Source organism: uncultured Allobaculum sp. (genome assembly GCF_948576815.1).
Taxonomy (GTDB): Bacteria; Bacillota_I; Bacilli_A; order Erysipelotrichales; family Erysipelotrichaceae; genus Allobaculum; species Allobaculum fili.
In genome coordinates this window covers 1,914-23,563 of the sequence record NZ_CAPAEZ010000038.1, presented here as the reverse complement: position 1 = coordinate 23,563, position 21,650 = coordinate 1,914, and the positions used below count along the sequence as shown (strand labels likewise).

At 51.0% G+C, this 21,650-nt stretch carries 17 protein-coding genes; 4 read left to right on the top strand and 13 right to left on the bottom strand.

Annotation, left to right across the window (positions count from 1 at the left end):
• Positions 1-180: 180 nt before the first annotated feature.
• The 4 genes from Q2J39_RS06655 to Q2J39_RS06640 all read right to left on the bottom strand — a co-directional run bounded on the left by Q2J39_RS06655 (position 181) and on the right by Q2J39_RS06640 (position 5,532).
• Entirely contained in the window at positions 181-804 is a 624-nt protein-coding gene (locus tag Q2J39_RS06655; RefSeq protein WP_288339576.1) for an SIMPL domain-containing protein, read from the bottom strand.
• A gap of 206 nt (positions 805-1,010) precedes the next feature.
• Positions 1,011-2,333, bottom strand: coding sequence for a UDP-N-acetylmuramoyl-L-alanine--D-glutamate ligase (gene murD / locus Q2J39_RS06650; protein ID WP_288339578.1), 1,323 nt, complete (start codon positions 2,331-2,333; stop codon positions 1,011-1,013).
• A 396-nt stretch (positions 2,334-2,729) separates the two neighbouring features.
• The gene (mraY, locus tag Q2J39_RS06645; RefSeq protein ID WP_288339580.1) at positions 2,730-3,743 is read right to left on the bottom strand and encodes a phospho-N-acetylmuramoyl-pentapeptide-transferase; all 1,014 of its coding nucleotides are present in this window, start codon (positions 3,741-3,743) and stop codon (positions 2,730-2,732) included.
• A gap of 406 nt (positions 3,744-4,149) precedes the next feature.
• Positions 4,150-5,532 (bottom strand): neutral/alkaline non-lysosomal ceramidase N-terminal domain-containing protein, encoded by a 1,383-nt coding sequence (locus Q2J39_RS06640; RefSeq protein WP_230267694.1) that lies wholly within the window; start codon positions 5,530-5,532, stop codon positions 4,150-4,152.
• Between the two features lie 343 nt (positions 5,533-5,875).
• Here Q2J39_RS06640 and rpmB point away from each other — a divergent pair, with 343 nt between their 5' ends.
• Positions 5,876-6,067: a 50S ribosomal protein L28 gene (gene rpmB / locus Q2J39_RS06635; protein ID WP_230267695.1), complete on the top strand. Its 192-nt coding sequence runs from the start codon at positions 5,876-5,878 to the stop codon at positions 6,065-6,067.
• A 255-nt stretch (positions 6,068-6,322) separates the two neighbouring features.
• On the opposite strand, the gene Q2J39_RS06630 is transcribed toward rpmB, so the two are convergent.
• Positions 6,323-10,927: an MBG domain-containing protein gene (locus Q2J39_RS06630; protein ID WP_288339583.1), complete on the bottom strand. Its 4,605-nt coding sequence runs from the start codon at positions 10,925-10,927 to the stop codon at positions 6,323-6,325.
• A gap of 36 nt (positions 10,928-10,963) precedes the next feature.
• Entirely contained in the window at positions 10,964-11,230 is a 267-nt protein-coding gene (locus Q2J39_RS06625; RefSeq protein ID WP_288339585.1) for a hypothetical protein, read from the bottom strand.
• A 147-nt stretch (positions 11,231-11,377) separates the two neighbouring features.
• Between Q2J39_RS06625 and Q2J39_RS06620 the strand changes: the two genes are divergently transcribed.
• Positions 11,378-12,109, top strand: a complete 732-nt coding sequence (locus Q2J39_RS06620) for an SDR family NAD(P)-dependent oxidoreductase (RefSeq protein ID WP_288339587.1) — start codon at positions 11,378-11,380, stop codon at positions 12,107-12,109.
• A gap of 201 nt (positions 12,110-12,310) precedes the next feature.
• Here the strand turns inward: Q2J39_RS06620 and Q2J39_RS06615 are convergent, their stop codons facing one another.
• The 7 genes from Q2J39_RS06615 to Q2J39_RS06585 form a co-directional block, all read right to left on the bottom strand.
• Positions 12,311-13,636 carry a DUF308 domain-containing protein gene (locus Q2J39_RS06615; RefSeq protein ID WP_230267702.1) on the bottom strand — a complete coding sequence of 442 codons (1,326 nt, stop codon included), beginning with the start codon at positions 13,634-13,636 and terminating at the stop codon, positions 12,311-12,313.
• Positions 13,614-14,255, bottom strand: a complete 642-nt coding sequence (locus Q2J39_RS06610) for a thiamine diphosphokinase (protein ID WP_288339590.1) — start codon at positions 14,253-14,255, stop codon at positions 13,614-13,616. The genes Q2J39_RS06615 and Q2J39_RS06610 overlap by 23 nt, the downstream gene beginning before the upstream one ends.
• Positions 14,249-14,905 carry a ribulose-phosphate 3-epimerase gene (gene rpe / locus Q2J39_RS06605; RefSeq protein WP_230267704.1) on the bottom strand — a complete coding sequence of 219 codons (657 nt, stop codon included), beginning with the start codon at positions 14,903-14,905 and terminating at the stop codon, positions 14,249-14,251. The genes Q2J39_RS06610 and rpe overlap by 7 nt, the downstream gene beginning before the upstream one ends.
• 473 nt (positions 14,906-15,378) lie before the next feature.
• Positions 15,379-16,248, bottom strand: a complete 870-nt coding sequence (gene rsgA / locus Q2J39_RS06600) for a ribosome small subunit-dependent GTPase A (protein ID WP_230267705.1) — start codon at positions 16,246-16,248, stop codon at positions 15,379-15,381.
• Positions 16,249-16,256: 8 nt separating this feature from the next.
• Complete coding sequence (gene pknB / locus Q2J39_RS06595; RefSeq protein ID WP_230267706.1) at positions 16,257-17,993, bottom strand: Stk1 family PASTA domain-containing Ser/Thr kinase; 1,737 nt, start codon at positions 17,991-17,993, stop codon at positions 16,257-16,259.
• Positions 17,983-18,729 (bottom strand): protein phosphatase 2C domain-containing protein, encoded by a 747-nt coding sequence (locus Q2J39_RS06590; protein ID WP_230267707.1) that lies wholly within the window; start codon positions 18,727-18,729, stop codon positions 17,983-17,985. Before Q2J39_RS06590 ends, pknB begins: the two co-directional genes overlap by 11 nt.
• 218 nt (positions 18,730-18,947) lie before the next feature.
• Complete coding sequence (locus tag Q2J39_RS06585) at positions 18,948-19,289, bottom strand: cupin domain-containing protein (protein WP_288339594.1); 342 nt, start codon at positions 19,287-19,289, stop codon at positions 18,948-18,950.
• A gap of 260 nt (positions 19,290-19,549) precedes the next feature.
• Between Q2J39_RS06585 and Q2J39_RS06580 the strand changes: the two genes are divergently transcribed.
• Both Q2J39_RS06580 and Q2J39_RS06575 read left to right on the top strand, forming a co-directional pair.
• The gene (locus Q2J39_RS06580; RefSeq protein ID WP_288339596.1) at positions 19,550-20,515 is read left to right on the top strand and encodes a LacI family DNA-binding transcriptional regulator; all 966 of its coding nucleotides are present in this window, start codon (positions 19,550-19,552) and stop codon (positions 20,513-20,515) included.
• The coding region (locus Q2J39_RS06575; protein ID WP_300968013.1) for an MATE family efflux transporter at positions 20,508-21,650 on the top strand (1,143 nt) is incomplete at its 3' end. The genes Q2J39_RS06580 and Q2J39_RS06575, both read left to right, overlap by 8 nt.

Genomic DNA, 21,650 nt, shown 5'->3' with positions numbered 1-21,650 from the left:
TAGCGTATCTAATATTCAGTCTCGCGTATACCCGTCGATTGTTTGACACTTACAATCCTTTCTTGAGCGGAACGGCTTCTAAGCGCCAATGAAAAAAGGACTCCAGCCTGATCTGGCTAGAGTCCCTGAATTTCTGTTCTATTCTGGCAAAAGCGATCCCTGGGGAGGCTTTTGCATAGTTTATTCGTTGTTGAGTTCCCAGCGGCTTTGCGCTTTGACGCAGAGCGTCTTGTACGGTCTGGCCGCAAAAGCCAGATACCCGCTGACAATTTCTTCAGCCGGTTTGGCCTCGCACGCGATCAGGCCGCCGTTACCGGCACCGTCTTCGGCGCGTTCAAATTCAATCTCACGACAGGATACGTTCGCTTCCCCAAGCTGTGCCCCCATCGCGGATGCCCGTTTTGACGCCATACGCAGTGCTTCGTCTTCGAGCGCCGCAAACGTCTCTTCGGTTTTATCGCAGGAAAAGGACAGAGAGATTTCGACCGGGAAGGAAGCGGCTGTGATGATTTGCCACAGGCGGCAGAGCTGTTCATGATCAAATCGCCCGCGTACTTTCAGCTTCGCCATCGCCCGCTGTTTCGGCGGATTATCCTGGGCGGCTGAATCGATATCGCATAGGCTGAATGAATTCGGATCAATGCCTGCGTTCTCCATAGAAGCCATCAGCTGATCGCTGCACTCCTGCAGACGGTGCAGACTGGCCTGCATGGAAAGCCCTTCGCACTTAATCGTGAGCGAAATTTCCATGCTGTCGCAGACCAGCGTCTTCTGCGCTTCCGTCTTCAAAACAACACTCGTCATAGATTTTCTCCTTCAGATCAAGAGGTGTGATCCTGTTTCATACATCTTAAAGGATTATGAAAACTCTTTCAATCCTTTAGGTAAAGGTGAATAAATCCATTCGTGTTATTTTTGGAAAATTTCTTTCCCTCTTTTCATGCGAAATTGGTTTTTCAAAATAGAAAGACAATATGGATGCGTATTTCCCTTACCGTTGCGGGATCCCTCTACTTCTGCGAATTTACGCGCTGCGCAACGAGTTCCTTGAAAATATCTCCGCGCTGCTCGTAGCTTTTGAACTGATCAAATGAGGAAGTCGCCGGACAGAGCAGAATGACTTCACCTTCTCTGGCATTCGCCAGTGCCGCATCGAGTGCTTCTTCCATCGTTTCCAGTACTACGGTGTTTGAGAAAATATCCGGGAACTTCGGTCCGATCTGTCCAAAGGCGTAGCACTTCGCGATCACCGGATCGTATTCCTTTAAAACGGAGTAGTCGATTCCCTTGTCCTTGCCGCCTGCAAGCAGATGAACGCCGCCTTTAAAACTGGAGAGCGCCGCGATAGCGGAATGGGTATTGGTCGCCTTGGAGTCGTTATAAATGCGAACGCCATTGAGTGTATCTACATATTCAATACGGTGTTCAACGCCTTTGAATGTCTGGATGACGTCTTCAATATCTTCCTGCTTCACGCCCATCAAATAAGCCATGGCAGCGGCCATCATCGCATTGCCCAGGTTGAAATCGCCGACCAGTTTGAGATCAGCCGCGGTAAACAGCCGGGTGCCCTGAAGACAGACTTCCCCGTCTTTTACACAGAGATCCGCATCGGGATTCGTAAGCGAAAAATCAATCACCTGACAGGGAATGTTTCTGGCATACTGCATGATCGTTTCATCATCGATGTTACGGATGAAATAATCGTCCATCGTGCAGTTTTCGTAAATGCGGAATTTGGAAGCGTAGTACGCGTCCAGACTGTCCATGTAATCGAGATGGTCCGGCGCCAGATTGGAAACGACCGATACGTGCGGACGGAACGTATCGATGCCCAGCAGCTGGAAGTTGCTCAGTTCCAGTGCGATTTTTGCGGGTTTGTCCTTCAGTTCGAGAGCACATTCAGAAAGCGGAATACCGATGTTTCCAGCCGCACGCGCGTTCGGATCGGCCTTTTTCAGCATTTCGTAAAGAATGGTCGTAATCGTCGTCTTGCCGTCCGTTCCCGTTACCGCCGCGTATTCAAAGTTTTTTGCGATGCGATACGCAGTTTCGATTTCGGTATAGACCGGTACGCCGGCTTCGACAAAATACTTCACCAGCGGTGCTCGATACGGGATACCCGGATTTTTCACGACGAAAAGATAGTCTGTATTTTTCAGAAATTCAGGATGACCGCCGTCGTAGACGCGGATCCCCTCCTGTTCGAGTTCGTTCTTTTCAGGAACTTCCTTCATATCCGTGAGGATCACATCGTATCCGTTTTGGTTCAGTAACCGAGCGCCGGCTATGCCCGAACGGGCGGCGCCAATGACAAGGACAGGTGCTGCCATGCTTTTCTCCTTTACGCATCGGCCAGGCTTTCGTTTCGGCCGATTTTCTTCTGCTTTTCCAAAGAGACTGGTCTCTCTTTGTATTCGTTTTGCTCCAGACCGTATTGCTCATGCTGCATCTAGCTCTCGCTTTACGAGGTGAAGGCAAGCTGGCCTTTACGGTATTCAGGCAAAAATCTAAAACTTCAATATCTAAATTCGTTTAATTCGGTTTTGATTGTATCGCTTTTGTGCGCCATACGCGAAACTCTAAAGCTTTTCGCCGAGTTTCAAAAGAATCAATCCGACCAGATTCGGCGATATATAGAGGCGTTTCGCTGTTTCGCTGGTTAGAGATTTGAATGGCATGAAAAAGGCCTGATTCCTTTTCGAACCAGGCAAATGAATCAACGGGAATTAATGAAGAATAGCCAGCAGGATGGAAAGCGCGCCGGCGACCATGCCGCAGCCCCAGAACACGTAGCAGACTTTCATCTCACTCCAGCCCTTCTTTTCAAAATGATGGTGAAGCGGCGCCATCAGGAAGATGCGCTTTCTGGTCTTTTTATAATAGGTGACCTGAATGATATCCGAGAGCGCTTCCGCAATGAAGACGATACCTGCAATCAACAAATACAATTCCGTCTGGGTAACCATAGCCGCTGCGGCAAGCAGACCGCCAAGAGCCAGGGAGCCCGTGTCGCCCATGAACACTTTGGCCGGATGAATATTGAAAAACAGATAGCCGATCAGGGCGCAGATGACCAGAAACAGAATCAGAGCGGTATTCAGATCGTTCATCCACACCGCAAAGCAGAGAAACGGAATGAAAGCAGCAATGCAAAGGCCTGCGCAAAGGCCGTCTACGCCATCCGACAGGTTGACTGCGTTGGTCGTGCCGGTAAACATGAAAAAAGCGATGATCACAAACAGCCAGGTGGGAAGAACCGCAAAGGACAGGTTGTGCAAATAGAAGGCCGGCTCATTGTACATAAGATAGAGCGCGATCAGAACGAGCGCGAGAATCGACTGCAGACCAAACTTCAGTTTTGGTTTTAAACCGATGTTGGAGTGCTGAACGACGATCAGATAATCATCCGCAAAACCGATCAGACCATAGCCGACATACGCCAGCAGAACAATGGCTGTGTTGATCGTCCAGCCAAACGGCCGGAAGAAAGCGTAATACACAAGGTAGACGAGAACAGGAATGAGAACAAAGGCGATTCCGCCCATCGTCGGGGTTCCCGATTTGGCTTTATGACTTTCCAGTCCTTCCTCTCGCTCCGTCTGGCCGTATTTGAGCTTGCGTAAATAGCGAATCAGCGCCGGCATGCACGCCAGCATCAGACACAGCCCCGCAATTCCAGACAGGATGACCATCGTCAGAAGCCCCGGAGTACTGGGCAACCCGTTAAACATAGATAACATGAAATTTCGCCTCTCTTATTTGTATAAGGGTATCGACCTCGATCTGTGTTTCTTCTTCCGGCAGCGCAAATCCATTTCCAAAGGGATGCGTTGATCGTTTAGGACACCCGTTCAGAATTACGGCACAAAAAGCCGTTTTTCTATGCGAAAGAAAAAAGATAGAGGATACAGCGGGTCGAAATCCCGTTTCAATTCCATTTTCAATACCGATCGAGGCTGTTCACATACGCCGGACGGCCGGATTCTGATCGCAAAAAACACCAGAAAAGCAGCCGGGAAAAATAGATGAGCAGCCTGCTTCTGCCGGATTTGCGTACCAAAAAAGGACGCAGGCGGGCAGATCGCATGAATTATACCATGATTGGGAAAACGCAGGAAAAACGGGATTTCCCTATTCTGCGTACGACTATTCCCGCTTCTTTGAAGCCATCGTTTTCTGGATCTGATCCATCAGCTGTTCGCCCTGCGAGCGGGCAAACAAGGAGCAGCAGGCTTCATAGTCTTCATCATCCCAGGCTTTTTCATCCGTTAAATACAGCTGATAGCCGTTCGTACAGGAAACAAAGTGAACACGCTTTGAATCAAAAGGCGAAATGAGCGACGAGAAGATTTCGCAGGGCAGCCCGACAAACGTCTGCGCATCCCAGCGCACAAACGTTACATTCATTTCTCGCTTGGGTACGCCGTCATAGCTTATGGCGTAAATACAGCGTGCCTGATCAGCATCCCGTTTGACGGCGGCAAGCCGTAAAGTCAGCGGATCCAGCGGGTTTCCTGCAACGCTGGCCTGTTCCAGTTCGTTCAGATGGTTCTGACTGGCTTCCAGCCGTCTTTGCGCTTCCTGTACTGGTTTTGGGCGGGCGCTTTGAAGAACATATGTTTTTTCAAAGACCTCAATGGGTTTTACAGGCTGTTCGTTCCAGCTCAAGCCCAAAACAGCGCTTGCCAGAATGGATCCCAGACGATCGGCTTCGTCAAAACTGGATGCTTTGCGGGTATAGCGCGTGGAAATATCGCCGCAGGCCCCGTTAAAGAAAAGAACCTGATCATACCCGGCTTCTTTCAGATGCTTGCGCGCGGCTCCATAAAAATCAGCCGATCCATATACATTGGAAGCGTTCAGAACCGTCGGATGACAGGCAAAGAAAACAAGCAGAGCCTTTTGCGCATCCGTCTCGATCTGAAGGGCGTAAAGCGCATCGTTACCAGGCAAACTCGGATCGGTACGATTGCTGCCAAGGCCTTTACAGAGCGAATACCCGGACTGCACGTGCAAAATGCGTCCATCTTTCATCGTATTCCAGGCATCCAGGATGGCTGCGCCTACGCTTTGTGCGACGGCTTCAATCGTCTTTTCGTCGGTCTTGCAGGCAAAATACTGCGCCTGCTTCAATATTCCGGATCGGGTTTCTAAAAGGCCGCCCATGGCGGAATGGGTATGGATCGCATGTACGATCAGCGTACGCGCCGGAAAGTTCTGGGCATCGAGCGCTGCCTGGATGGCTTCGATCAGCAGATGATCCACAGCCAGGACGTCCAGACTGGCAATCACGATCACTTCCTCCATCTGGTTTAAAACCATGATTGAAGCCATGAGCGGATCATGACTGCCTTTCGCACTTCGCGTCTTTCCATAGCCGGCCAGCGGCGTGTCGATCGGAAGCGAAAGTTCCCTATGGGCAACGCCGGCCTGAATGCATATTGTATTGCCGGATTTTTCTCTGATTCTGTCCGTGGAATCCATGGCGTTTTCATCGAGTTCGCATGAGTTTTGTGTATTGGTTTTCATACCTTTATCTTAGCCGCAAAGCGCGCAGATGAGATCGGATTTTCGGAAGAAGGCAGCTATGAGTGCGTATGGAGCGGATCGTCGAAATCTGGCGTACTTTAAAGGAAATTTGCGATCTTTCATTCTTCCCTTTTGAACTTGTTTTCAATTCCCTGTACAATGTACAGCGTTTGGTAGAAATTCCCCTGATTCAGGCCTTCTCATTGCTCGGCTTGCCGAATGGAAAAGGCCCCGCCAGATTCGTCTTTGTACTTTATTTTTGAAGACTTGAATTTGTATGGGTTGAATGTTACTATCTTTAACGACTGTTTGGACAGTCAAGACTGGAGAAGGAGGGATCAAGATGTCTAGAAAGTGTGCAATCTCTGGTAAAGGACCTATGTCCGGAAACAAACGTTCTCACTCCATGAGAGCTTCCCGCCGCAAATGGAACGTAAACCTGCAGAAAGCAACTGTCATGGTGGACGGTGAACCAAAAACAATTCGGGTTGCTGCCAGAACACTCAGAACCATGAAGAAACAGGGTACCATCTAATTCCTGCTCTTCCTGTGGACTGTAACATCCTAATCGAATACTGATTACATGCAAGAGAGGCCGCCAAGCGGTCTTTTTTTGTGCTTTGCTGACGGTTTCCGATGAAGCAATAAAAAGCAGAAAAGGCATTCCAGAGAGGAAAAATCCTCGTTGGGATGCCTCTTTTCATGGAATGCCTGTTTCATCCTTCCAAACTGCACGGAGAAAGCCAGATCGCTTGGTCCGACATTCTGTCCAGTCTGGATCAAAACGGCGTTATTTACCTTTTTGATCTTTACGATCTTTTCTGTTTTTGCGATGCAGTCCGAAAAGGGCGAGCAGCGCAGCGCCGGCGCTGATCACGGATGCGCCAAATGTTGGAAGAAGCGATGCGGCCGTATCTGGTGTGTTTGCCGCCTTGGAATCGTCTTTCGGATCCGTTTTGGGATCGTTCGTTTTGTCGTTTTTCGGATCTTCCGGCTGTTCTGGCTGTTCGGGGTCTGGAGCATTTTCTTCTTCCAGGCGGCTTGTGAGCAGGCAGTCTCTTCTCTCTTCAAGCCCAAAGGAAATAGAAGATCCGTCCGCAGAGCGTGTAAAGTCGATCGGTGTCCATGTGCCGTTTGAAAGAGCGAAAAGACGAAGCTCCGTGCCTTCTTTTCGCATCTCTTCAGGAAGACGCATTTGTGCAGGCACAGAACAGCCTGTCGATTTAGCGTTCTGGCCATTCGATCCAAAGGGATGTTCGAGCGCAAGAGAGAAAGCAAGTGCATGCTCCTCTGCATCTGGATTCGACAAATCCGGAACTTTCTCAGCGAGATCTGCGCTTCGATCCTGAATATGCAGCGTAATCGTCTGATCCTGTCCGTCCGCAATAGCCGCCATTTCCATCGCGCTGAGTTCTCCGCGATCAGCAAGAACATTCAAAATATCCTCATGCAGGGCAGACAGGGTGAAGGCAGGAAGCGCGGGATCGGTTTTCGTCTCCAGAAGGAGCTTTCCCTGTCCGATCTGGGCGGCTGCATCCTCCGTTCGATCGAAAGTCGGACCGTTAGCGGGAAGAACGACAAAGCTCTGCTTCAGTTCGCCGGTAAAGTTCTGCGTACCCTGAATGGTCAGGACATAGGCGCCGCCGGCGCTTTGGATATGGTCCTTTAACTCCAGCGTAACGAGATATTCTTTGCCGTCCTGCGCTGTATAGATCAGATCTTCAAGCGTCTGTTCGAGTTCCGTTCCGTTTTCTCGCAGCAGATCCTTGAGAGTTGCAGAAAATTCTTCAATGGATCGCGGCTCGATGGTCAGCGTTCCCTGTTCTGCTTCCAGACGATAGTTGTCCGAAAGAGCCTCCACATTTGCGGACACCGCGTATTCTCCCGCGTTTTCGCCTTCTTCTCGCGTGAATACGATCTTCGGCTTTTCCTCTTCAAACCAGCCGCTCATTTCCGCTTCAAACTGCGGATCCTTCTCGCCAAATATCTTGCTGGTATCGTTAACGCTCAGATGTACAGCGGCGGGCTGGATTTCAAAGGCTGTGGATTTTTGCGTTTCTTCCAGAACATAGTTGGGATTGCTCAGAGCGGAAATCTGCGCTTCATAGCTGCCGGCATCGGTCTGTGCGCCCAGAACGGCGGCTTTGCAGTCATCGTTTTCGACCAGATTGCTAAGAACAGCCTGCGGATATTGCGGTTTGCCATTATAAATCAAATCGGTGTTCGGCCAGGTGACCTGCACCGTTCTTGGCGTGATGGTTAGCGTACCGGGCTGCAGGACAAACGCGTAATCGCGGTTCGTCTGATCGCTGGCTGAAGGAGACAGCACATAGTCTCCGACCGTTTCGCCGGGCGTTCGCGTCCAGACAATAGCCCCTGGCGTATCGCCTTCGATCAGTCCTTCTGCCTGGAAATCAAACTGCGGATCCGCTTCCCCATATACTTTGGATGCATCCTTCGCTTTCAGGATCGCCGGCTTTGGTGAAATGGAATACTCCATCCTTCCTTCATCCGCCAGTCTGTAGTTGGCGTTCGTCAGTCCAGTAATGCGGACTGTATATCCCGCTCCGGCATGAATGTGCTGACCGTCCACAATGGCTTCACACGTGTCCGTCTCCAGGACACCGTCAAGACGCACTTTGGGAGCCTGCGCCTTTCCGGAATAAACGAGAGGATCTGCAGACCATTGGCAACGAACGTCTTTGGGTTCAATGGTGAAAACGGCGTTTTCTTCTGCGGACAGCTCATAGTTTTCCAGGCCTTCGGGCAAATCGACATGCATCGCATACGTTCCCGCATTTTCACCGGGTTCGCGTTCAACAAGAATCACATACTCGAATTCCTGGCTAAAAAGCGGATCCGCGATGACCAGAGCCTGGTTCAGATCGGGTTCCAGATCGCCATACGTTTTTGAACGATTCTTCACCTGGATTTTCACAGGTCGTCTGGCAATGGAATAAAAACAGAAACTCTGACCGGAATCCAGTCTATAGTTCGGATTTTCGAGCGTATCAAAATAGGCCAGATAGTCCTTTCCCGCATTCTTCTCTGCACCGTTTAAATGAAGTCCCAGGGTATCTCGATCTTTCTCAATAACATTGAGGACTTCATAGTCGGGCAGCTGTTCCTGCCCGTTGTAAATCCGCTCCGCATTCGACCATTTAAAGTCCAGAACGCACCGCTCGACATGCATCTTGCCATTCATTGTCGTGATGGAATAGTCGGGGTTGGCCGCTCGATCGACTTTCACCAGAATGTCCGTCATGCCGGCATCCGGATCGGTGTTTGCGGAGACGGTTATGCCGCTCAGCGTATCGCCTTCCACCAGATCCGAAGCAGTCCAGGTCAGTTCCGGATTGGGATCTCCATACGTTTTCGTTTTATCCTCAGCGGCTACCGCAATAGATTTCGGCTTCACTTCGATTTCGACAAGAACTCTGGATGCCGAATAATCGCCGCTCGCTTCGCTTGTAAATTCCAGGACCGCCTTTCCGGCATGATGAATCGACACGCGGCCCGTTTCATCAATGGAAACCGCGCTGCTGTCACTGGGAAGAACCCGCCAGCTCGTTTTTCCTGAGGAGGTACAGTACGGATTGAGCAGATAACTGCCGTCTCCATACGTAACGGAAATCGAATCCGGCAAATACGGCCATGCCGGTTCGATATAGCCTGCCTTCATGTCGAAAGAAACGGATCCGGCCAGATAGTTTTCCGTTTCACTGACCGATACGGTAATGGCGGAGGATCCGTATTTCTGCCCGACCATGTACGTCTTTCCGGCATCGCTTTCGAGTCGGATCACTTCGGGATTGGAACTCGAATAGGTATATTCTCCGTCGCCATTACACCTGACATCGATCGGATACCGGTTGTTCAGGGCGATGTGATGACTCGAAGGCTGACTCCAGACGGGGCTGGCTTTGGTCACGGTAAAAGAATACGTAATCGGGGTATCGAGCGTATAGCAGTCGATTCCGTCTTTGAGGACGATTTCCTGTTCGTAGTCACCGGCTGGAAGCGAAGAAGAAAGCGTGACAATCTCGCCGGTTTTCTTATTGCGAATTGCGCCTTCCGCAAAATCATCGGCGCTTAAAAAGGCGACGTCATGGTCGTAGGCGATATCCAGATTCAGCGCCTGCGGCTCCTGTCCATACGACCAGCTCTGTCGGGAAGGCGTAACCAGCTGGGACACATCCCGCGGCGAGATTTTCAGTGTCTTTCTTATAGACTGGGCACGGTACGTATCGTTGCCCGCAAAGCGCATTTCGAGCGTATAGTCGCCGATGCCCTGCAGGCTTAACAGACCGCGTTTCAGTTCGACTTCGTTCTGATCGTCCTGGATCCAGTAATATTGAACCGGCAGTTTATAAGGATTGACGAAACTTGAGCGAATGTCGACAGGAATAATCGTGTAGTCGCGCCAGCTGTCATAGGCATCCAGATTTGGATTTTTCAGCTCGGGATTATAGGCGAGGATCGTTCCGGATGAGCGGACATTGCACTCAAAATCGTCCAGATTCAGTCCTTCTGGATCCGCAATTTCCGCCGTCCAGGTCAGCGTATTGACGACGCCGCGCGTCGGACTGTAGTCCGGACACGAATATGTATAGTAAATGGTTACTTCCTGACCGTTGCTTTCGCGTCGGCCTTTGCCGACAGGATTCGGCGCGTAGGTGGACTTCATCAGAGCGCTGAATGTTCGGCAGTCGCTGGCAAGATGAATATCTTCCGGAACCGGAACAATGGTCAGCTTTTCTTTTCGCGTAGTCGAAAAGACTTTTGTCAGGGTTACGGTGTTTTCACTTTCTTCCATAAGCTGCCATCCTGCCGGAATGGCAGCGCCCGAAACGGCATAGCCATCCTGAATTTCAAGGATGACCTGGGCTGTATAGATGCTGCTGTATCCGGCCCGGGCAGTTTCCGCAAGCTGTGTTCCGGAAAAATCCGACCAGCGAATCACGGCCCTGGTCACACCCTCTACGGCTGTAAGCGAACGGCTAAACAAGGCGCCGGGCTCCGGATCCGTAAGAGAAGAAAGCAGCGTATTCAGATCGATCCGGACGGCTTCGTCCGAAACAGCAGGATAGGTCTGTGTTGGCAAGTGCAATCCCGAATCGACAGTATCAGCGCCGCTCTCCGCTTCACCGGATGGGGTTGAGGCTGGCGTACTGGGTTTTTCTGCAGGAACCGAAGCGTCGGCTTCCTGAAAAGCAACATACTTTACCGCCGGCTGGGATGGGGCCGCTTCCGGGGTTGCAAAATCGGAATGAGCGGGAGCCGGTTCCGTGCTGGATTCGACAGGATCCTGTGCCTGTACAGGCAGAGCGGTCAGAATCAGCGAGCACGGAAGAAGGCAGGTTAAAAATCGGGCAAGACGATCACGTTTATTCATTATGTTCTCTCCTGGATCGTTCTCTATTTCAAACGATCAGTCAGAATCAGTGTGCCAAGCTGCGCAATCCCAACGCACAATATATTTTTGCTCTCTTTGCGTTTTATGATTCAATTCGTTCATTTTTATTGAAATATACAAATCATATCTTATTAATAAATAATAATTATTTTTAACGATAACTGTTATATTTTGATCGGTTTCCCGATTGTTCTGTTCTGTCGCTTCTCTCTTGCGCAAATTCCGGATTTTGGATGCTTCTTCTGGAAACCGTTTCGCGTACAGCGCTTTCTCCTCTTTCAAAAGCTGTGAAGCAGATCGATTTCACCTGATAAAAGTCACTTTTTGAGTACTTTTCCCTTCATAAATCGTGAATTTATTATCTTATCCATTTTAGTTTGTCAAATGAATCCCAGCGGTTAAAATAGAAACAAATTCAGGAGGTCTCTTATGTCCCAAAAAGTCGCTGTTATCACGGGCGGAACCCGCGGGATCGGTTTTGCGACCGTGGAAGCTTTCCTTGCGGAAGGCTATACCGTCGTCCTGTACGGATCCCGTAAGGAAACGGTCGACAAAGCTCTCGAAGAGCTAAACCATAATCCAAACGTTTCCGGCCGCTGGTCATCTCTCGTAGATGAAGACGCCATCGCGAAAGATTTCCAGGAAATCAAGGAGGAATTCGGCTCGCTGGATGTTCTCGTCAACAATGCCGGCGTTTCCGACTCCACGCCTTTCCTTTCCTATACGGAAGAAAAATTTAAGAAAATTATTGATCTGAATGTCGTCGCTCCTTACGTATGCTCCCATGCTGCTGCTCTGATCATGAAAGAGCAGGGTCACGGCGTCATTCTGACGACCTCATCCATGGTCTCCAAATACGGCCAGCCTTCCGGTGTGGCGTATCCGGTTTCCAAGTTTGCGGTAAACGGCATGACCATTTCTCTGGCGCGTGAACTCGGCAAATACAACATTCGCGTCAATGCCGTCGCTCCTGGCATCACCATAACCGACATGGTCAAGGCCCTGCCGGAAAACATGATCAATCCATTGATCAGCTCCATTCCGATTCGCCGGATCGGCGAACCCGAAGACATTGCCAAAGCGTTCGTCTTCCTTGCCAGTGATCAGGCCAGCTACATCACCGGCGCCATCCTTCCTGTTGACGGCGCGATGAATACCTGAGCTGCTGACTAGCGCTAAAAAACAGTTCATTCCAGCCAGACAATACAAAACCGCCCGTCCTGCATAAACGCTGCGCAGAACGGGCGGCTTATTGTTTCAGAAAAGAAGAAAGCTCTGGCGGATTTGAGCCAGAACAGCCGATTCATTCGGACGTATAAAGCTGCGATACGGATCTGAATCTTCGTGCGACGCAAGACGTACTCAGATTCCGGGCTCGCCGACTTTTGGCGAATAGACTTTTCGCTCGACGATCGGCGAATGTTCCTTGGAATATTCGCTTTCCAGATAGTCGTAATACGTTCCCGGCGTAACGATTCCGCGCATTGAAAGAACATCGGAACCGATCCGTCCTAGAATGACATCCGCAAACTGAACACAGTTTTCGCCGGCGACCCAGTACGTTTTAAAGCAGCCGTTCTTGATCTTGAAAAACTTGGCGCCGGTGTGGAAATGAAGCCGGGACGGATAGTTATCTTCCAGACCTTCCAGCTGACGGCTTCCTCGCCGTTCGATCGGCGAATACCAGCGATAGGAGCGCTTTTTGAGATCTTCGAGTTCCCGCTCGATCAGTTCGTCTTCTTCAGGCGTTGTCTCAATCGAATATTCGAAAATCGTATTGTTTTCATGCGTGATGATGTTGGGGAGATACAGTTCAAACGGAACGGTAAAATAAACGCCATCTCCCAGCATGGAAAAGAAGCGTTCGCTTTCCTTGTCGTAGTTGCCGTAGGAATACACGATGCCTTTCCAGGAAAAGCTGAAATGGCCGACTTTCTGCAGGCCTTCCGGTCCGATGTGGACCATGGCTTTCAGTTTGACTGGGCCCTCTTTTTTGGCCGGCTGCACGGGATCGGATTTTCCGCTCTGAAGACGGGTGTTGATCTGACGCAAGGCGAAATCCGGCATAATGGCGGCTAAAACGGTCGGCAATGAAAGGTGAAGCCGTCGCTTCCACTGGTATGTGGCGCTGGTGCGGTCATACAGGTCGATCGCGAAGCGTACAGAAAGCAGGCAGAAATAGACGCCGAAAACTCGAATGAGATCCTGCGTGGAAAACAGGCGGGTAAAGATCAGCGAGAAGCCCAGAATCGCATACGCGATCGTAAACAGAATCATGGAAAAGCGCACGCGGGAACCGTTGGCCCGATTGATGAACGTCTGAATGAGCAGGCAGACGCTGATGCCGACGCAGTAAAAGCCAAAGACGAGCTGCATGATTTTTTCCGGGCGAAGATCACCAAACATCATCAGTACGCCAAAGACCAGAGCCAGCAGTCCGTACACAATTTTGGCTCGTCCCGCTCGACCGCTGATCAGAAAAAGAACGATATTGAACAGACCGTACACGATCAGCGTAACGATCGAAATGTTCAGCACCGCTTCATACAGAAAAGCCGGCATGAACAGGCAGAGAATACCGATGACCAAAAGGCCAAGAGCGAGCAGCCACCCGCCGACCTGCGATCCTTTTTCGATTTCCGACGGATTGGGACGGCGCAGATGCTTACGATTTTCTTGACTGGACACAGAGAACCCGTCCTTTCTCGACGATCACAAGCGCCGAATCCTGATGGCTGATGGAGTTGGAGCACGTATAAAATTCGGTCTGGTCAATCGCCCTGTGCGAAAGCGGATAGTCAAAACCGTCGAGTGTGATTACCGAAGGTTCCATCGCAAAAAAGGAAATGTGCGGATAGGCTGCATCGATCGTATATTCCCCAGGCAAAAGTACAGAGACTTTATGCCAGGCATCCATAGAGATCGCCTGCGGAACTTTCCAGCACATGCAGCGCAGATTGGCGATCGTATGATCGAGCCTTCCTTCCAGTCCGCCGTACAAAATGATCGTCGTATAGCCCATTTCTGCGGCTTTTAATAACGCGATTTCCGAATCGGTTTCGTTTTTTGCGACCGGATAGCGCAGGAAAGGAAACGTATAGCCTTCTGTATTTGCGGCTTTTTGGGTCCTGGCATCCGTCAGATCTTCTTCACTGTCAAAATCCCCGATCGCAAACAGCGGCGTGATGCCTTTTTCGACGAGGATGTGATAGCCGGAATCGATGCCGATCCAGTCGCAGTTCTGAAAATCCGGAAGTACGCGCACAAGCGGCGTCACCAGAATGGCTGTGTCGTGTTTTCTTAACACAGGGATTCAACCGCGCTTTCGATATCGTTTTTGAAAACGTAGCTTCCGGCAACGAGCGTATCTACGCCGGCCGCTTTGGCTTCTTTAGCAGTTTCGGCATTGATTCCGCCGTCAATTTCAATACGGCAGGCCGGGTTGAGTTCTTTTCTCGCTTTGTCAAAGGCGCGGACTTTTTCCAGCACATCCGGAATAAAGCTCTGGCCTCCATAACCTGGATAAACGGACATGATCAGAACGAGATCCGCCTCTTTGACCAGGTTCAGGAAAGGGGCGGGATCGGTATCCGGCTTGAGCGAAAAGCCGGCCTGGATGCCCATATCGTGGATTTCTTTGAGCAGAGCCGACACTTTTTTCGGATCGTTATCGAGTGCTTCGACATGGAAAACGATCAGATCCGCCCCGGCGTCCTTAAAGACGCGGGCAAAATACGCGGGATCGCTGACCATCAGATGGACATCAAGAAAGAGATCCGTCGATTTGCGAAACTGCTTGAGAATATCCGGACCAAAGGAGAGATTCGGTACGAAATGTCCGTCCATGACATCGTAATGAATCCATTTTGCCCTGGAGCGTTCGAGCGCGCGAACCTGCTCCAGCATTTTTGTGTAGTCCATCGAAAGAACCGATGGAGCGATAATTAACTCAGCCATTTTTCTTACTTCCTTATCTAATCTGTCCGACAAAACCGATGCCGGGCTGTTCATACAGCCTTTTATCATTAATTTTGTCCTTTACTCTGTCCCCTGTGAACAGCTGGCCAGATTCCCTTTTCCGGCTTTTGTAAGACAAAGCACAGAATCCGGCACCATTAGATTAACAAAAAACGATTCAATCGCCACATGGAGCGATTTTTCCCATCCAAAAGTGAGCACGGCCTGCTCGTTTTCTAGCCAGACTGATCGTTCTGTCCATGTGCAATTCTTCCTGCATACGCGGCGGATCTGTCCATATGCGTGGAGTTTTGCAGGGGCAGACTCGAACCTGTAGAAGTGTTTCGATGAAAAGGATCGGATACCGCATAGACAGAAATAAAGCTGGCATTTTCCCTTTTCAGGAAGTCTGCCAGCTTTTGTTTTCTCTGGTGCAGCCGGAGGCAGCTGTTCCATGCGTTTTGGCCAGAGAATCAGTACTGCTTTCGGTTTTTGAATTCTTTCATGATCAGCGCGTAATCTTCATACAGCGTCGGATTGATGTTTCCGTTTTTGACATTTTCCTTAATGATGCAGTCCGGTTCATCCACATGAATGCAGTCCGCAAAGCGGCAGCCTTCTTCCAGATACGGCGCAAAGTCGATCAGACGGCTGGCCAGCGAGGAAACATCCATGCGCGTGAAGTCGAGCGAAGAAAAGCCCGGCGTATCCGCGACGAGGCCGCCGGCAACCGGATGCAGTTCGCAATGGCGGGTCGTATGCTTGCCGCGTCCGAGCGCCTTGGAAATTTCCTGCGTCTGCAGATGGAACGTGGGATCCAGACGGTTTAACAACGAGCTTTTTCCCGCACCCGACTGGCCGCACAGCACACTGATCCGGCCTTTGAGCAGTTCCTTGAGTTCTTCATCATCGCTGCCCGGATTGGAGACGAACACGCGATAGCCGGCTTTTCGATACCATTCGAGTTCCTGATCGATTTTTTCCTTTTCCTGCGGAGTTAAAAGATCGGACTTGGTAATGCAGATGACCGGTTCGATATCGCAGAGGACAACGAGAAAAATGAGGCGGTTGAGCAGTCTGGACGAAAAATCGGGATCTTTCAGACTCGTGACAATCAGCGCCTGATCGACGTTGCAAACCGCCGGGCGAAGCAGACGGTTGCGTCTAGGCAAAATGGAGTCAATACGCTCGGATCCTTCGATCGTTTCGTAATTTACGATATCGCCGGCCAGCGGCTTTTCGCCTTTGCGCATGCGGCCGCGCGGTGTGGCGACAACCGCTTCCTCGGGCGAGTAAATCGTGTACTGATTGGAAATGACTTTAATAATTCTTCCCTGTTTCATAGGCCTCGTTAGTGATACAGCGTAATGACGCTGTTGCTTCCTTCCTGGGTATAGGTAGAACCGATCGGCGGATCCACATTTTTGACGACAGAGGATCCGTAGACATTTTTCAGAATGACCGCAATGCCCAGTTCGTTGAGCTCATCCTTGATTTCGTTGACATCCCGGCCGATCCAGTCGGAGCGGATGACAACCGATGGATACGTCGATACGGTAAAGCGAATGGGATCCGTTCCCTGCGGATCGATACGCTCGCCCGCGCCAAAGCCGGACTGTGAAAGAATGATGCCCGGATTGGTCTGGGCTGCAGGAACTTCTTCGACTTCGATCGGAATCGTCACGCCATCCTGCGCGAACATCGCCTTGACGTCGTCCAGATACAGACCCGTGTAATCCGAAATCAGATACGTCGGTCCCTTGACTACGCTGAGTGTTAAATGATCGCGTTCGCGAATGTAGCAGCCAGCCGGAAGGCTTGTCGACTGCGCTGTTCCTTTTTCGTAGCTGTCGCTGACGACTTCTTCGATCGTAATCATCGAGTCGCTGATCCCTTTCTCATGCAGAAGGGCGATGGCTTCCTCGTAGGACAGACCCGAAATATTGGGAATCTGGTGCCAGCCAAACCATCCGTCCACCGGCATAACGCCAACGGCCATCAAGATGACCACAATGAGCGCAATCGTCCCGACCAGGCCTAGAACGCCCAGTCCGGCTTTTCGGAGCATCTGTTTTCGTTTCTTCTTACGGACCGGTTTGCGCACCGATTTAGAAGAGACTGACGATGCCAAAGAGGAACGGCCGGTTTTCGGTGTCATTTCGACACGCTCGCCTTTTGCCGGCGCCGCTTTGGATGAACCGCCTGGAAGCAGTGCTTTGGGCAGTTCGAGCGACTTCGTCTTTAATACGAGCGGCGCGACGTTTCGCATTTTCGGATCATAACAGTGATCGAGGGCGTAAAGAAACTCTTCTGCACTCTGAAACCGTTCGTCCGGGGATTTGGCCGTCGCCTTGATCACGATGTTTTCAATAGCCTGCGTAACGGTTGGATTGTACGGCTGAATCGGCGGAAGCGGATCCTGCAGGTGCTTGAGGGCAATTTCTGGGGAGGATGTTCCGGTAAAGGGGACGCTTCCGCAGAGCAGTTCAAAAAAGACGATGCCTAACGAATACAGATCGACACGCTTGTCGGCATCTTTGCCGGCCGCGCTTTCGGGAGCAATATAATGCGCCGAACCCATAACCGCGTTTTGCGAAGAGAGCGTATCCTTGGAATCCGCCGAAATGGCAATGCCAAAGTCGGAAATCTTCAGTTCGCCGTCCCGGCTGACCAGAATGTTCTGCGGTTTGATATCCCGGTGAATGATATTGCGCTGATGCGCCTGCGCAATCGCGCTCAGCAGCTTTTTCATAATGGAAATCGCCCGTCTGGCCGGCATGGCTCCGGACGAAGCGATGACTTCCTTTAACGTGGAACCCTGAATGTACTCCATGACAATATAATGAAGATCGCCGCTTTCGCCAACGTCATAAATTTCCACCACATTGAGATGATCGAGACGTCTGGCGGCATAGGCTTCGCGAATAAAGCGCAGCAGCGTCTGCGAATCTTCAGCCAGTTCCGGACGAAGAACTTTCACTGCCACTTCCCGGCCGAGCACTTCGTCGTACGCCAGGTAAACCAGCGCCATGCCGCCTTCGCCGATCAGACGAATGATCCGGTAGCGGTTTGCGATTTTATCCTGCATAGCGCCCCCCCGGTCCGGTCACAATCACCGTACAGTTGTCCGATCCGCCGGCTTCATCCGCAAAACCGATCAGAAGCTTCGCCTTCTGCTCCAGAGAAAGCGGCGATTCCATCGTGCGCAAAATTTTGGCTTCCGGAACGTATCCGTGCAGTCCGTCGGTACAAAGAAGAAGGGCCGCGTAATCGGAAGCGATTTTGTTTACGTCCAGACGGAACGTGCGCCATACGCCAAGAGCATTTGTTAGCGCGCTTCGCTTTTCGTGCTCCATCGCTTCCTGCTGCGTGATCTTATGCTCGTTGATCAGACGCTGCACATAGGAATGGTCTTCACTCATCTGAATCAGGCCGTCGTCATACAGCGCATAGATGCGCGAATCGCCCGCGTTAAAAATATACGTGCCCTGAGAGCAGAGAATGGCGCCGCACGCCGTGGTTCCCATGCCCCGGTTTTTGCGGCTCCACATGGACTTGGAATAAATCGAGTCATTGGCTTTGGTCATCGTCTTATGAATCCAGTCATTGACCTGATAGTCCTTTTCAAAAAGCGGGGCGCTTTTAAACTGCTCTTTTGCGATCTGGCAGGCCATGGCGCTGGCCACTTCGCCGCTGACCGCGCCGCCGATGCCGTCGCAGACCATCAGCAGCAAAGCCCCGTGCCGGTTGCGGGCGATGAGAAAACTGTCTTCGTTCAGATCTCTGGATTTGCCAATATCGGTCAGTCCATATACTTCAGTCATGGCCTCATTCCTTTCTTAAAACGTACTGTGAATACTTTCCTGGTTTTTGATTTTCTTTTTTGCAGACAGGCTCAATTTGCAAATCCGCCGGCCTGTCTGTTTGGCTTGCAGCTGTCCTGACCTGGTGCCGGTTTCTGGAGCGGATCGTCTTCGCAATCCAATATTGCAGCAGCGCACAAATTCACACCTTTGCAAGGTAAAGGGAAAACCTGAATAATTTAAAGATTGTAAATCAGCGCCATGAACTCGAGCGGTTTGTCGCTGTTGTTTTCAATCGAATGAAAATGGTTGTCTTTAATCGAGCAGATGTCGCCGGCATGAACGAGCGTTCTGGACTGATCATTATCGATGAACGTGCCTTCTCCGCTCAAAATATAGTAGGGCTCGGTTTCCCCAGCGTGCTGGTGCCAGCCGATGGAGCAGCCCGGATCCAGAACGACGCGGGCATACAGCCGTCCGGCTTTTTTGAGATCTTCTTTTGTCTGAATATGGAAAACTTTTGCGACGCCTTTTCCGGCGCCAAGATTCGATACATAATCGCAGGTTTCGTGACGAATCATACGCCCCTCCTTGAATTCTTCTCTGATCGGCTGAAAGCCGATTTGAACACGATTTGTTCAGCCGTTTTTTCAGGATTTCAAAACGGCCTGCAGGTTCAGTGTATCATTCCCTGGCGCCGGCGTCTGAGCCGGTCCGGATTTCCAGCAGGAAATGCAGACGGATCCTGCAGACCGCCAGGAAAACATCGATAATTTTTTCGATTAGCAAGGTTAACAATTTAACATTTGAGTTTGATTTTTTGACTTTCTAAACTGAAGCTATGGAAAAAATTCGACTGGCGGATATTGCAGAATCTCTCGGGCTTTCTGTAGCGGCCGTCTCCTATGTACTCAATGGAAAAGAAGGAAAAGTCTCGGCCAGAACCCGTGCGCGCGTTCTGGAGATGGTCAAAAAAAGCGGTTACCTTCCGGAACGTGCGGAAGTTCTGCTCGGACGCAATCCTTCAAAAATGATCGGACTGATCGTTCACGATCATCCCGAATACGAAGGGGCTCCCCTTGAGAACCTGTATTATGCCCGGTTTATTTCCTTTCTTCAAAAAGAAGTCGTCAAAGCCGGCTGCGATCTTCTGATCAAAACCGCCAAAGGCTGGAAGGAAGCGGCGGAATTCGCCTCGATGTGGAATATGCAAGGCCTGATTGTCGCCGGCTTCTGCGATGGCGATTACCGCTCTTTGCAGGATATGCTTCACATTCCGATGACCGCCATGGACGTCTCTTCTCCTGCGCCGGGAATTTCTTCGGTCTGCGCCGATGATTTTAAAGGGGGCGTTCTGGCGGGCGAGTATTTAAAAGCGATGGGTCATTCGCACGTGCTCGTTTTGACAACCAATCTGGAATGCAACGACAAAAACCGAATCGACGGTCTGCGAAGCACCGGAATCGACACAGAAATTCTGATGATTCCCCCAACGCACAACGCGCGAAACGAACTTTTGCGAAACTATGACTTTTCCCGCACCAGAGCAGTCTTTTGCGTCAGCGACCGGCAGGCTTTAGAACTCTCTTCCCTTTTGTATCAGCGAAACCTCCGTGTCCCGCAGGACGTGTCGATTCTTGGGTTTGACGGAATCGATGCGGGTGCGTATGCGTGTCCGCCGCTGACGACCGTTGCGCAGGATCTGGAACAAAAAGCGCATCTGGCCGTTGCAGCTCTGGACGAAAATCCTTCCCGTAAAGTGAGCGACGTCTTTCTTTGCGCACGAAAAAGTGTGGCGTATGCGTAAGGACTTTTTCAGAACCGTTTTGAAAATCGCGGTTCCCGCGGCTTTGCAGTCGATGGCGGTCAGCTGCTTTTCCATCGCCGATCAGATCATGATCGGCCAGTCCGGAGAGACCGTCATTGCAGGTGTCGGATTCGGCGCCAAATTCGTGTCGCTGGCCCTTGCGATCCTGTCCGGAGCTGCCGCTGGAGCCGGTATTCTCTGCGCGCAGTACGAAGGGCAGAATAACCGACAGGCCATGATAGAAAGCTTCTCACAGATTTTTCTGTTTTCCATGGCGATCAGCGCGCTTTTCATTTTGCTTTCGCTGACGGCTTCCGTCCCCGTCATGGGCTTGTACAGTCCAGATCCAGATGCAGTAGCAGCCGCTTCGCGCTATTTGACGATTTATGTGTGGACGCTCCCTTTTTCGAGCGTCACCACGCTGTATGCGGTTCTGCTTCGCTGCTGCGGCTATCCATCGCACCCGTTACATGCGTCCCTGGCAGGTATCGTCGCCAACACCGCACTCAATGCGCTGTTCATTTTTGGTCTGGGCGGACAGGAAGTCGGCGCAGCCTGGGCTTCGCTGTTCTCGCAGGCGCTGATGGCGGGACTCGCCTGGAAGATGGTTCGAAAGCATCTTCCCTGGGTACATCTTCATTTTTCAAAATCGCATCTGGGCATGATCAGCCGCATCCTTCTGCCTCTGCTGATCTGCGAAGGGTTGTGGTCGCTTGGCGAAAACGTCTACGCGATGGTATATGGTCATACCTCTACCGTCCAGTCGGCGGCCATGACGATGACGATTCCTTTACAAAGCCTGCTGATGGGAATTCTTGGCGGCTTTTCGCAGGCTGCCGGCATTCTGATCGGTCAGCGACTGGGAAAAGGCCAGTACGAAAATGCCTGGAACGATTCCCTGTCGCTGATTCGCTATTCGTTTTTTGCATCCCTGCTTTTTGCGACTTTGCTCGTTCTGCTTTCCCCGCTGTATGTTTCGCTTTTTTCGGACGACGGGAATGTACGGCAGATGACTCTGCAGCTCATTGCCGCCTTTGCGCTGATGTCGATCGTCAAAGTGCAGAACATGGTTATTGCCGGCGGGAATGTACGGCAGATGACTCTGCAGCTCATTGCCGCCTTTGCGCTGATGTCG

What these genes read in the sequence shown, in the direction of transcription:
- Q2J39_RS06655 (WP_288339576.1), bottom strand. Translation starts at nt 804, where the DNA reads ATGACGAGTGTTGTTTTGAAGACGGAAGCGCAGAAGACGCTGGTCTGC.
- murD (WP_288339578.1), bottom strand. Translation starts at nt 2,333, where the DNA reads ATGGCAGCACCTGTCCTTGTCATTGGCGCCGCCCGTTCGGGCATAGCC.
- mraY (WP_288339580.1), bottom strand. Translation starts at nt 3,743, where the DNA reads ATGTTATCTATGTTTAACGGGTTGCCCAGTACTCCGGGGCTTCTGACG.
- Q2J39_RS06640 (WP_230267694.1), bottom strand. Translation starts at nt 5,532, where the DNA reads ATGAAAACCAATACACAAAACTCATGCGAACTCGATGAAAACGCCATG.
- rpmB (WP_230267695.1), top strand. Translation starts at nt 5,876, where the DNA reads ATGTCTAGAAAGTGTGCAATCTCTGGTAAAGGACCTATGTCCGGAAAC.
- Q2J39_RS06630 (WP_288339583.1), bottom strand. Translation starts at nt 10,927, where the DNA reads ATGAATAAACGTGATCGTCTTGCCCGATTTTTAACCTGCCTTCTTCCG.
- Q2J39_RS06620 (WP_288339587.1), top strand. Translation starts at nt 11,378, where the DNA reads ATGTCCCAAAAAGTCGCTGTTATCACGGGCGGAACCCGCGGGATCGGT.
- rpe (WP_230267704.1), bottom strand. Translation starts at nt 14,905, where the DNA reads ATGGCTGAGTTAATTATCGCTCCATCGGTTCTTTCGATGGACTACACA.
- rsgA (WP_230267705.1), bottom strand. Translation starts at nt 16,248, where the DNA reads ATGAAACAGGGAAGAATTATTAAAGTCATTTCCAATCAGTACACGATT.
- pknB (WP_230267706.1), bottom strand. Translation starts at nt 17,993, where the DNA reads ATGCAGGATAAAATCGCAAACCGCTACCGGATCATTCGTCTGATCGGC.
- Q2J39_RS06590 (WP_230267707.1), bottom strand. Translation starts at nt 18,729, where the DNA reads ATGACTGAAGTATATGGACTGACCGATATTGGCAAATCCAGAGATCTG.
- Q2J39_RS06585 (WP_288339594.1), bottom strand. Translation starts at nt 19,289, where the DNA reads ATGATTCGTCACGAAACCTGCGATTATGTATCGAATCTTGGCGCCGGA.
- Q2J39_RS06580 (WP_288339596.1), top strand. Translation starts at nt 19,550, where the DNA reads ATGGAAAAAATTCGACTGGCGGATATTGCAGAATCTCTCGGGCTTTCT.